The sequence below is a fragment of the Parasphingorhabdus sp. W113 genome (assembly GCF_055693205.1).
This window is the reverse complement of sequence record NZ_CM146328.1, coordinates 656,452-668,814: the sequence shown is the minus strand read 5'-3', so window position 1 is coordinate 668,814 and position 12,363 is coordinate 656,452. Positions and strand designations below refer to the sequence as shown.

Below are 12,363 nucleotides of genomic sequence, written 5' to 3'. Positions count from 1 at the left end.
GGCTTAGTCAACGATCAGACCGATAGCCAGATAAATAATGATCGCCGAGCCGAAGCCGAAAATCGTGGCGAGAACGAAGATGATCCGCAACAGATTGGCATCCATACCACTCCAGTTTGCGAGACCGGAACATACGCCCATTAATTTGCCATTGGTTTTGTCGAGTTGCAGTTTGTTTTTCACTGGGGATTTGGTCCTTTTGGTTGAGGTTGAAGTGGGCCAGCTGGTCGGCGTTGGCCGGTTGCTCTTGTTGTTGCCAGCCATCAGATCACCAGCGAAGCGGCGTTTTGAGCGGCTGGTCCAACGCTAGCGCTGACAAATATAGCAGCAGAGAAAAGAGCAGCGATGGCGGCGAGAGTTTGTGATTTCAGCGTGTAGGTCATGGTTTTTCCTTTCAGGGAGTTGGGGTTGGTTTAAGCGATGAATGATGCTGCGTTGGTTGCGGCTGGGCCGACACTGGCGCTGACGAAAACGGCGGCAGAAAAAATGGCGGCAAAAGCGGCGACAACATTGTTGGAGATATTCGAGAACATAATGGCTTCCTTCCGGGTTAAATGGGCCTTCGCTGTGTGTTTGCGAAGATGTCTCAATCATTGCAGGAGGCGTGCCAGTTTTATCTTATTGTTATTTATCAATGCGATAGAGAATTTTCTCGTCGGATGTTACATCCTGTAAACCTGATACTTGGTTTTTTTCACTAACTATTAGTATTGGTGCTATGTTGAGCCTGCCAGAATCCTGATGGCGGCGAATTTGCTTCTCAATCTCGTGGCCCACAGCTAGACCAACGGTCCGTCATGACGATTTCCCGGCTCACTCTTCATAACTTCAGAAACTATGCCAGCCTGCGCCTGGACGCCCGGCCGGGTTTTATCCTGCTCAGCGGTGAGAATGGAGCAGGCAAAACCAATATCCTGGAAGCGGTGTCGCTCTTGTCCCCAGGACGGGGGCTGCGCCGGGTCGCGTTAAAGGACATCGCTCGCCAGGATGGTCCCGGCGGTTTTGCGGTCGCGGCCGAACTGGATGACACCCAGCTCGGCACAGGTACCAGTGATGACCAGCCGGACCGCCGCAAGTCCCGGGTCAATGGCGCTTCGGTACCAACCAATGATCTGGGACAATGGCTGTCCCTCTTGTGGCTCACCCCGGCGATGGACCGGCTGTTCATCGAGGCGGCAACCGGAAGACGCAATTTTCTGGACCGGCTGGTGACCGCCCTCGAACCAACCCATGCCCGCAATTGCAGCCGCTATGATGCAGCGCGCAAAGAACGCAATCGGCTATTGGCCGACGAATTTATGCCCGATCATGATTGGCTGGATGCACTGGATGGGCAACTCGCCAATTTCGGTAGTCTGGTCGCTGACGCGCGCCATCGGATAACCCGGGCCCTGAACGCGGCGTTGCAGCAAACCGACGACGGCCTCTTCGCTGCGGCCAGAATGGAACTGGACGATCATGGCATGCGCACCGAACAAGCGCTGCTCGAACAGCTACGCATCGGACGCCAGTCGGACAGACGCGCCGGGCGCACGCTTTCGGGCCCGCATCGATCGGATCTGACTGTTTTCCATGCGGCCAAGGGGCAATCCGCCGAACGCTGTTCAACCGGCGAACAGAAAGCACTGCTCTTTTCGATCATCTTGGCCCAGGCAGATCTAATTGCCGCTCAGCGCGGCGATCGCCCCATCCTGCTGCTTGACGAAGTCGCGGCGCATCTCGATCCGCGGCGACGGGCCGCATTATTTGCCCAATTGGCTGACAAAGGCGGGCAGGTCTGGTTGACCGGAACCGAGCCCGGACTGTTTGCCGATGTCCCGGATGGCGCGTTGCATTTCGAAGTTTCGGAAGGGACGTTGAAGCGGCGTCCGGACTGAGCGTACGTGCCAAGAATGACTTAACCATCATTCTTAGCGCTTGCTTTGGTCGTTTCCGGCATTCGTCATCGTATGCGCAAGACCATCATAACCCGCGACAGGAAGCGGAGCCCCGCCCTGCTCGTTCAGGCCATTGTTCCGATCCTGCTTGTCTTGCAGGCAATCGTCTTCCCGGTTCCGGGACCAGGCACCATTGCGCCCTCTTCGACAACCGCAATCGCACCGTGATCCGCATTCCGATCCCGGAATGGCTGGACAGACCATGTCCGTAAAGTCAGGATGTTACCTTGTTCTCGCTATGGAAGCCGCCCGCTATGAATGACTGGTCCCGCTATGAATGACAACGGCCCTCTGTGCCTCGTCGTGCTCGCTGGGGGTCAGTCCCGGCGCATGGGACAGGACAAGGCCGTGCTGACGCTCGACGGGACCCGATTGATCGATCAGGCGATAACAAAACACCAGGACAAAGCAGACTGGATTGGGCTGTCGGCACCGCAGGATCATGGCACGGGTCTGCCCTATATGGCCGATGATCCCGATTGTCCGGGCGGGCCGGTCGGCGCCATCTATTCGATCGCCGCGCAGCTCCCAACCCTCTGCCCTGGCGCGGATCGCTTCATAACCATGCCGGTCGATGCACCCTTTGCACCCGCAGATCTCGTCAGCCGACTCTCCGCTCAACCGGGTTGCAGCGTGGCAGAAAGTCCGGACCGGATGCATCCGGTCTTCGCCCAATGGCTGTGCGCCGCCGTCAATATGGTGCGGGGGACTCATGAAACGCAGGATCACGCGCCGTCGCTGCAATGGCTGGCACGCCAATGCGATGCAACCACAGTATATTGGCCTGATGAAACCGCTTTTGTGAACATCAACCGTCCAGAGGATCTGGCCGCTGCAGAAGCTAGAATCAAAAAAGCCGGCGCCTGAGGGAGCACCGGCTTCTTTGAAGCGCCCGCGGGCGCGATCCGTCTTCGCGCTTATTTCAAGCGGCGCAATTCTTTCTTGGTCAGGCTGGTCATCAGCTTGCCATCAACCGTCGACAGCGTTTCGGCATCGACGCGGCGAACCTTGCCTTTGTAGATGACCAGAACATCGCCATTGGCGGCAACGCGGTTCACTTTGGCCACGCTGGAACCCGTTGCATCGAACAAGCGATCATTGCGTTCGGCAGCAGAAGCGGCGGGAACGGTCAGCGAAAGGGCGGCTGCGGTGATAAGGAGGGATGCAATTGACTTCATGATAGGCTCCATTTGGCTCGGGGAAGGAACCCTGATTATGCTGACATCAAAGTAAGTTGCAATGTGAAATGTTGCACCTGCGAGTTGCATTTTTGCACTTGACCTGTGCCGGGAAGGTCCAAGGCTGGTGTAATAATATTGCTTACACCAGCCCTATTGTGCCATTCCCTGTGCATAATCATTGTGGAAGAGGATTTTATGAACCGTTTCTCGTTTGCCGTTATGCTCGCTACATCTGCGCTCACGCTCCCAACCGTTGCCCTTGCGGAAGACGCCGACACTGCCTCAATCATGGCGGCGATTGATGCCCGGTCGGATGAAAGCGCCAGCGTCGCCCGGCAAATCTGGGAATGGGCGGAAGTCGGCTACCAGGAAGAAAAAGCCACCGCCCTATTGCAACAGACATTGCGCGTGCAGGGTTTTGCCATCGAGGCGGGCGTCGCCGATATTCCAACCGCTTTTGTGGCGGAATATGGCAAAGGCGGGCCGATCATTGCGATTCTCGCCGAATATGATGCCCTGCCCGGCATCAACCAGGATGCCGTGGCAACCCGAACACCAATTGACGGCAAGAATGCATCTCACGCCTGCGGCCATAATCTCTTCGCCGCCGGATCGGTGGAGGCCGCCATCGCGGTCAAGAACTGGCTCGAGAAGACCGGCACACCCGGCCGCGTAAGGCTCTACGGGACCCCGGCAGAGGAAGGCGGCAGTGGCAAGGTCTACATGGTCCGCGCCGGATTGTTTGATGATGTCGATTTCGCGCTCCACTGGCACGCAGGCGATGAAAATTCCGCCGCGGCGCGTACGACGCTCGCCAATCGCTCAGCCAAATTCCGTTTTCGCGGCGTGTCGGCCCATGCCGCGGGTGCTCCGGAAAAGGCCCGCTCAGCGCTGGACGGTGTTGAATCGTTCAACATGATGGTAAACATGATGCGCGAGCATGTCCCGCAGGATTCGCGGATCCATTATGTGATCACCAAGGGCGGAACCGCGCCCAATGTCGTTCCGGATTTCGCCGAGGTCTTCTATTATGTCCGCCATCCCGATCCCGATGGCGTTGATGCGATCTGGACGCGCGTCGAAGATGCCGCACGCGGGGCAGCGCTGGGAACCGGAACAAAAGTCGACTGGGAAGTGATCCACGGCAATAATCCGCTGCTGGTCAACGAGCCGCTGGCGAAAATGATGGACAGCAAGCTGCGCCAGATCGGCGGCATCAGCTACACCGCAGAAGAACAGAAATTTGCCGAACGCATTCACGCAAGCTTTACCAATCCAGACCATCCGCTCGGCAGCGAGGCAGAGATTCAGCCTTATGATGTCACCTTGGGCTATGGCTCCACCGATGTCGGGGACGTGTCCTATGCGGCGCCGACCGTAGGCTTGAGCACAGCAACCTGGGTTCCAGGCACCTCCGCGCATAGCTGGCAAAGTTCCGCCGCCAGCGGCATGTCGATCGGCTTCAAGGGCACGCAGGTGGCCGCAAAAACGCTGACATTGGCGGCGATTGAGCTCTATACCAATCCGGAGTTACGCCAGGAAGCGCGCACCGCCTTCGATGAAGCGAGAGGGCCGGATTACAAATATAAGTCGCTGCTTGGCGATCGCGAACCGCCGCTGGACTATCGGAAGTAGAACCGGCAGGCCGCACCTGGCGCGCGACCTCCCACGGTTATTCCCACCAGTAAGCGGCGCGCTTGCGTGATCCGGTGACGACTTCGTTCATGGTCACCGGATCGTACATCCGCCCGTTGATCATCACGCGGTGAACCTTGTCGGTGTTGCGAATATCCGCCGTCGGATCCGCATCCAGCACGACCAGATCGGCCAGCTTACCCGCTTCAAGCGATCCGATTTCATCCGCCATGCCGAGCGACTTGGCGGAATCAATCGTACCCGAGCGCAGCGCCTGCAGCGGCGACATGCCGCCACGGACAAAGGACCATAGCTCCCAATGGGTGGCGATGCCGGCTTGCTGGCCATGGGCACCGATCGCGACCAGCACGCCCTTGTCAGCCAGTTTCTTGGCTTCGCGCGCATTATTGTCATCGACAAAATCTTCTTCCGGAGCCTTGGTGCGCCGGACCGTATTCGCGGCAAGACGCTTGGGCGGAGTGTGCACCAGCAGGGGATGCGCGAAGACATCGGTTGCCTGACGCCAATAGGGATCCCCCGCCAGACCGCCATAGCTCACCACCAGGGTGGGCGTATAATTGGTATCCGACTGCGCAAACATCTGCACAACATCATCATAGAAAATATCGAGCGGGATATTATGTTCCAGCGTGCTGTTGCCATCGGCAACCAGCGCCATGTCCATGCCGAATAGCGAGCCGCCTTCCGCTACGACGAGCATATTTTCCTGCCGTGCGGCCTCGACAACCTGCTGCCGCTGTTCGCGCCGGGGCTGGTTGTAGTTTTTGACACTGCTGCCGCCTTGCGCCTTCAGCCGGCGGACATGATCAAGCGCATCTTCGAGATTGTTAATCTCTGCGTAAACGCTGGCGGCCTTGGCCCCGTAAACAATCTCTCCGGTGGAGAAAATGCGGGGTCCAATCAATAGCCCGGCGCGCTGCATTTCACCCGCGACGAAGATCTCGCTCGCGCGGCTCGACGGATCATGAATGGTGGTGGTGCCAAGCGCCAAATTCTGGATCAGCGACCAGTTCTGCTGGGGCACCAGTTCGTCAGTGCCCTGGGCGCCGTGCGCATGGGCATCGACAAGACCTGGAATGACCGTCTTGCCGGTCAGATCAACCACGGTCGCTCCAGTCGGAATCGCAACGGTTCCGCGCGGTCCGACCGAGACGATCTTATTATCCCGGACCACAATCGCGCCGTCAGCGATAATGCCACCTTCGTCATCCGCCATGGTAACGACCCGGCCACCGACCAGCGCAACCAGACCGGACGGCTTGTCAGCCGTGATGGTGCGCGCCAGCGAAACACCGCTGGTCGGCGGTGTGAACTTCGGCGCGTCTTTTGCTGCCGGCGCGTTCGGAAACAAGGCCGCCGTTTGTGCGCTGAAGACTGTCGCGCCCAAGCTCCAGTGCAATTGCCGGCCATTTTGCGACCAGTGCATATAGTCCGCGCCGCTTTTGCTCACTCGCGTTACCGGCAAGGACTTGCTGTCCGGTGCAACGGCCACCGCCTGAGTACCGGGCAATAGCGGCATGACAAAGGCTTCATAATTCTGGCGGAAGGCGACATATTGCCCGTCTGGCGAAACGCTATAGCCATTGGCCAGCTCGCCTGTGGCATGGGTGCGCTTGGCCTCACCGCGCAAATCGCTGCTCATCAACACCTGTTTGCCGTCGTCCTGCCCGACCATGAATATGCGGTCGCTGGCGGCGCCAAATTGCGGGGCGGACGCGCCTTTTACAACGCGCTCTGGTGCACCACCAGTTGCGGCCACCCGATAGACACCGTCGTCCACCGAGTAATCGGGCGAAGTCAGGTAACCGCCACCCTGCATTTCAAAAGTGATCGTGCGGCCATCAGGCGAAAATTGCGGGCGCGCATAATGGCCCGGGCGGTTGGTTATCGTGCGAGCCGATCCGCCGGACGCGGAGACGGTTTTTATCCGCCCCAGCTTGTCATCGGTCCAGCCGACAAACACAATCGACCGACCATCGCGTGACCAGGAAGGAAACAGCTCCCGTTCGCCGGAACCGCTGGTCAGCCGCCGCGGCGTGCCGCCGGACATGGACTTGATGTAAAGCTGCCCCAGGCTTTCGAACACCACGCGCTTGCCATCAGGAGAGACCGCAGCAAAACGCGGCATTTTCGTGGTGAAGCTATCGGGTGCAACCGGGATTTTGGGGTGCGGCGCATCGGCGACACCGCGGCTATCATTGATCGCAAACGGGATCACCGCCGCGCCGCTGCCATCCGCCGCCACTCTGCGGATCTTGCCGCCGGCCCAGAACACCAGAGTCTGGCTGTCCGGCGTCCAGTCGATATTCGGATAGACGCCGGTCACGGCCCAGGTTTCCTGCACGTCCTGATCCAGCGCATCATAGACTTTGCGTTCGATCCCGGACGCGATATCCTTGACATAGAGTTTGGACTCGGCGCGCTCGCGGCGGACAAAGGCGATCGACTTTCCATCAGGCGAAGGCGCCGGCCGGACCGATCCTCCAAAACCCGAGACAGCGGTCGTTATCTCGCCGGTCTCGAGGTCATATTTCTCGATATTGAACAGATCCTTGTTTGAATCCTGCGCGTAAATGAACGTGCCTCCGGGCGTGATATTGCGGGTGTAATAGATCGCCTTGCCATCGGGAGCGTAGATTGGCTCGCCGAGTTCCTTCTGGTGCTTGTCGTTGGGTTTCTTGACCAGCGCCACGCCGGCCCCGCCCGACACATGATAGACCCACACTTCTCCGGTGCCGAGCGAACGGCTGGTGGTGAAATGTTTCTTGGCGACAATATAGCGCCCGTCCGGACTCCAGCTCGGCTGATTGAGCAGGCGGAATTTCTCCTTGGTCACCTGCCGCTTGTCGCTGCCATCACGGTTCATGATCCAGATATTGTCACCGCCGCCGCGGTCGGAGGTAAACGCGATGCGCTTGCCATCGGGCGAAAAACGCGGTTGCACCTCCCAGGCCAGGCCTTCGGCGATCCGGGTTGGTGTCCCGCCGCGGATCGGCATGGTGTAAATATCGCCGAGCAAGGCAAAGGCGACAGTCTGACCATCGGGACTGACATCGACATCGATCCAGCTGCCTTCATCGGTCTGGATCGGCACTTGCTTGATCGTCGCGCCCTGCGGGGCGTTGACATCCCACTTGGCCGCGTCATCCTTTTTTGCAGCATCGGTTGCCTGCGCGAAACCGGGGGTCGCCAAGCCTCCCGCCAGAGACAAAGCAGCAATTACGGTGGCGAGACGATATTTCATGAAAATTCCCCGAGGCTTTTTATATTGTGCAAAGCTATTCAACAATTGCGTCCGAATGAACAGAAATTTTTATGCCTGTACGACCTGAACCGGTGCCTTCACGGCATCACCAGCGCATCCGCCATGGCGCGCATCGAGCGCGCGTGACGGCTGGCAACGGCGTGATGATCGGTCCCGTAACCACCGCCGAGAGCGCTCGCGACCGGAATTCCCCGCATGCGCGCCTGACGGATCACCAGATGATCGCGCTCCACCAGCCCTGCATCGGTCAGCGCCAGCCGTCCCAGACGGTCATCAACATGCGCGTCGACGCCGGCTTGATAGAGCATGATATCAGGCTGGAAATCCTCCAGTGCCTGGGGCAGATGACGGGTCAGAAGCGCCAGATATTCGGCATCCCCCGTGCCGTCGGGCAGGCCGACATCCAGCGTCGAGCGCGCCTTACGAACCGGAAAATTCTTCTCGCCATGGAAGGACATGGTCATCACGTCGCTGCGACCGGCGAGCAAGGCGGCGGTGCCGTCGCCCTGATGAACATCCAGATCGAGGATCAGAATCCGGCGGGCATCGCCTTCGGCCAGCAAGCGGTTGGCGGCCACGGCGAGATCATTGAAGACGCAATAGCCCGCTCCGCTTTCGGCCAGCGCATGATGGCTGCCACCGGCGCTGTTTGCTGCGAACCCATGTTCGAGCGCCAGTTGCGCCGCCAGCCAGGTTCCGCCTGACGTGTAACGAACCCGCGTCGCAATCGCGTCGGTTACCGGAAAGCCGATCCGGCGCTCCTTGTCCGCCGGCACAGTTGCGGTCAGCACCTGGTCAACATATTCGGGGTCATGCACGGCATCGAGCCAGCGGCGATCAATCGCGGACGGGGCGTGGACAGTATAGTCGTCGGATAGCTGCCGGATCGCTTCCATCACGAGATGATATTTGTCGAACGCGAAACTGCCCCGGGTTGGCGGCGGCGCGACATAGTCACTGTGATGAACAATATGCAGCATCAGCAATCGATAGAACAACGCCGATCAAATTGACACTGTCCCTAACGCCGTATCGGGCGTAACGCTCCCCTGCCCTAGAAGCCAATTTGCCTCGACTGACCGCAAAGGATCCGCATCATCGCGCCCAAGGATGAACTTCCAACCAAAGGCCGCGCCGTTCCCAGTGGGCGGTTTTCCCGCTTTGCCCGCTTCGGGTCCATGGCGACCGCAATTGGCGGCAGCATGCTGGTAGAAGGTGTCCGCCGGCTGGCAGACGGCGAACGCCCGAAGGTCAGTGACATGCTGCTGACGCCTGGCAATGCCGTCAGGCTGACCAACCAGCTGGCCAATTTGCGCGGTGCAGCTATGAAGCTCGGACAGATGCTGTCAATGGATGCCAGCGAAATGTTGCCACCCGAGCTAACCGAAATCCTCGCCCGGTTGCGCGCCGACGCGCAATATATGCCCGACAAGCAATTGCGCAAAGTCATGGCCACGGAACATGGAAAAGAGTGGGAAGCGCTGTTTGATCCGTTCGGATATACACCGATCGCAGCGGCATCGATCGGTCAGGTGCATCGCGCCACCACCGTCGACGGGCGCGATGTCGCGATCAAGGTGCAATATCCCGGCGTGCGCGAGAGCATCGACAGCGATGTCGACAATGTTGCTTCGCTGATCGCGCTGTCGGGTCTGATCCCCAAGGCACTCGACATCACACCAATGCTTGACGAGGCCAAGACCCAGCTCCATCAGGAAGCCGATTATGCGCGGGAAGCGGCCTATCTCAGTCGCTTTGCGACCTTGCTGGAGGGTGACGCGGATTTTCAGGTTCCCCAATTGCACCAAGATTTGACGACCAATAATGTGCTCGCGATGGCGTTTATCAAAAGCGTGCCGATTGAATCACTCGAAAGCGCATCACAGGCCAAGCGCGACCGGATCGTGACACTGCTGTTCCGTTTGCTGTTGCGGGAATTGTTCGAGTTCCGGCTGATGCAAACCGACCCGAATTTCGCCAATTATCGATATAATCCCGAGACCGGGCAAGTGGTGCTGCTCGACTTTGGCGCCACCCGCTCGATCCCCAAACCGGTTGCCAGCCAATATCGCAAACTGGCCAAGGCCGGTCTCGCCGATGATCGCAAAGCCGCACAACAAGCAGCGATCAAACTCGGCCTTTTTGGTGCCGATGCGCAAGAACATCATCAGGATGCGATTATGGACATGTTTGACATGGCCATGAATCCGCTGCGCCAGCCGGGGCCGATAGATTTTGCCGATAACAGCAACGTCCAGCTGCTGCGCGACGAAGGCCTTCGCTTTGCGGCTGCTCGGGATTTCTGGCATGTCCCGCCTGCCGATACGATCTTCATCCAGCGCAAATTTGGCGGCATGTACATGCTGGCCAACCGGTTGAAAGCCAAGGTCGACATTGGCGCGATGCTCAAAGCCTATCTTTCGTAATTAATGGCCTTGCCGGGCCATCAGCCGATAGATCGGATAGCTGCCATAGCCCTTGGCAAATTCGACATTGCCGACATAGCGACAGCGAAACCGGTCGGCCGCCTCGAGCACCAGGATCGCAGCAAAGGCCTCAGTGACAAAGACCGCCCCCGGCGGTGTCACCGGTTCGATCCGGGCGGCCCGCGAGACTTCCGATCCATAATAGGTGATTTTGCCAGTGATCGGATCGGGCGTTTCATAGGCCGGACCGTAATGCACGCCGATCCGCATGCCCCCGGATTCAGACAGGCCCAGCATACCGTAATCAAAACCTTCGAGGGCCTTTTGCAGATTCAGGGCGATATCGGCAGCGACGGGAGCAGCTGGCATGATTGCGAGCACGGCGTCTCCCCAGCTATTCTGAGCCAAAATGGCATCCTTGTGATCATCCAGCACATCGGCCATGCGCCCCATTATGCCTTGCCAGAAGGCTGGTAAACTGGCCTCCCGAAGCTTAGAAAAGCCCGGAAAGTCGGTAAACAGATAGGCTGCAAGCTTGCGCACATGATGGTCTGCATCCGGCATTTCGGGATAAGACAGAGCGCGATCAACAGCGCCCGGCGCTAGGACCGACGAGGTGCCGCCAAAATCCTGCCACGCCGCCACATCTGCCCCGGTTCCAGCGGGACCAGCAGACGCCTGCCCGTCCCAGATCGCCAGTTGCAGCGCCTCGGTTTTGAGATATTGTCCGCGCAGCCGCGCCATTCCCATCGCCACCTTGCTGGCATAACCAAATTGCCCGGGATCCCCGACATAGTGCATCTCGGTGGCAAAGCGGACGCTGGTCGCCATCGCCAGACAGCGTTCATAGCGCGGTAGCCAGCCGCCGCCCGCCGGCTCAACCGACTGCGCAACGAAATCATCAGCGAGAAAAGGCAAAGTGACATGCACCTCGCCGCCTCTTGCGAGCACCGCTTCGGCGATCAGGATATCCGCTCCGGCAGCCAGCGAGCCATAGGCAAAGGCGATGTCATTGGCGCTCAGAAAATCTGTAATCTGCTCCGTAAGAGCGCGTTCGGCTTCCCGTGATTCCAGAAACATGTGCCCGCAATAATGCATGACTTTCGGCGGCTGGATCGGCGCCAGCAGGCGATCGATCGCGCTCGGGTCCAGCCCCAGTTCTTTCGCCACCAGCCGCAATTGCCGGCTGCTGCTTGACTTGGCACCGGAATTGGCGTCCGGCCATTGACTCGCGGCAATCAACGTCGCTTCCGCACCGGCGAAATCTTCGGCAATCAACAAGGCTTCTGCCTGGGTCGCTGCCGCATAATAATCGCCGGGATCGCGGACGTCCTGCAATTCCAACAGCGATTGGGCCAGTTTCTGGGCCTGGTCCTTGCGACCGCTGAGCAGGGCCAGACTGGCGGCATTAATGCCGGGATAGGCGTCGCCACTGTCCTCATAAATCGTGACATAAGCCTGAAATGCAGCATCCATCGCTTCCGCCCGCTCCGCAGGGTCGCGCATCATCAAGGCGGAATCTTTCAATATACGAGCGGACAAGGACCGGTGATGCGCGTTGTTCGACTGGTCCAGACCATATTCGGCGTATAGCTCCATTGCCTGCGCGCCCTCGCCCATCCGCGCTAATGCGAGCACCAGCAAATGCCGCAATTCAACCGACTGGTCGCCAGCATCAATCGCCGAACGGGCACAGTCATAGGCCCGCAGCAAATCGCCCTGATCAATCGCATGCTGGGTCTGTTCTACGGCCGGGTCCATGCAAAGGCTCTAGATAATAATGCTCGCGACAGCAATTGCGGCGATCGTGATTGCCACAAATCGTGACGGAATCTTTTCGCCAAATAGTAGCGTAATTCGTTAAGGCGGTTATGATAGCGCCGAGCGCGAGCAGGCTT

The 12,363-nt window shown here is 58.9% G+C and carries 9 protein-coding genes; 4 read left to right on the top strand and 5 right to left on the bottom strand.

Going from position 1 to position 12,363, the window contains the following annotated elements; genetic code table 11:
• Positions 1–3 precede the first annotated feature (3 nt).
• Entirely contained in the window at positions 4–183 is a 180-nt protein-coding gene (locus ACZ1GS_RS03140) for a PspC domain-containing protein (RefSeq protein ID WP_472697042.1), read from the bottom strand.
• Between the two features lie 614 nt (positions 184–797).
• On the opposite strand from ACZ1GS_RS03140, the gene recF reads away from it, so the two are divergent.
• Together recF and mobA are read left to right on the top strand one after the other, a co-directional pair.
• Positions 798–1,877, top strand: a complete 1,080-nt coding sequence (gene recF, locus ACZ1GS_RS03135) for a DNA replication/repair protein RecF (RefSeq protein WP_472697041.1) — start codon at positions 798–800, stop codon at positions 1,875–1,877.
• Between the two features lie 333 nt (positions 1,878–2,210).
• Complete coding sequence (gene mobA, locus ACZ1GS_RS03130) at positions 2,211–2,804, top strand: molybdenum cofactor guanylyltransferase (protein ID WP_472697040.1); 594 nt, start codon at positions 2,211–2,213, stop codon at positions 2,802–2,804.
• Between the two features lie 50 nt (positions 2,805–2,854).
• Here mobA and ACZ1GS_RS03125 read toward each other — a convergent pair whose 3' ends face one another.
• A complete protein-coding gene (locus ACZ1GS_RS03125) occupies positions 2,855–3,115 on the bottom strand; it encodes a hypothetical protein (RefSeq protein ID WP_472697039.1) in 261 nt (86 codons plus the stop codon).
• Between the two features lie 198 nt (positions 3,116–3,313).
• On the opposite strand from ACZ1GS_RS03125, the gene ACZ1GS_RS03120 reads away from it, so the two are divergent.
• On the top strand, positions 3,314–4,753 hold the full coding sequence (locus ACZ1GS_RS03120; RefSeq protein ID WP_472697038.1) for an amidohydrolase: 1,440 nt from the start codon (positions 3,314–3,316) through the stop codon (positions 4,751–4,753).
• Between the two features lie 37 nt (positions 4,754–4,790).
• Here the strand turns inward: ACZ1GS_RS03120 and ACZ1GS_RS03115 are convergent, their stop codons facing one another.
• Both ACZ1GS_RS03115 and ACZ1GS_RS03110 read right to left on the bottom strand, forming a co-directional pair.
• Entirely contained in the window at positions 4,791–8,018 is a 3,228-nt protein-coding gene (locus tag ACZ1GS_RS03115; protein WP_472697037.1) for an amidohydrolase family protein, read from the bottom strand.
• Positions 8,019–8,116: 98 nt separating this feature from the next.
• Positions 8,117–9,019 (bottom strand): histone deacetylase family protein, encoded by a 903-nt coding sequence (locus ACZ1GS_RS03110; RefSeq protein WP_472697036.1) that lies wholly within the window; start codon positions 9,017–9,019, stop codon positions 8,117–8,119.
• Between the two features lie 198 nt (positions 9,020–9,217).
• Between ACZ1GS_RS03110 and ACZ1GS_RS03105 the strand changes: the two genes are divergently transcribed.
• Positions 9,218–10,465, top strand: a complete 1,248-nt coding sequence (locus ACZ1GS_RS03105) for an ABC1 kinase family protein (RefSeq protein ID WP_472697035.1) — start codon at positions 9,218–9,220, stop codon at positions 10,463–10,465.
• On the opposite strand, the gene ACZ1GS_RS03100 is transcribed toward ACZ1GS_RS03105, so the two are convergent.
• Positions 10,466–12,226: a tetratricopeptide repeat-containing protein gene (locus ACZ1GS_RS03100; protein ID WP_472697034.1), complete on the bottom strand. Its 1,761-nt coding sequence runs from the start codon at positions 12,224–12,226 to the stop codon at positions 10,466–10,468.
• Positions 12,227–12,363: the final 137 nt, after the last annotated feature.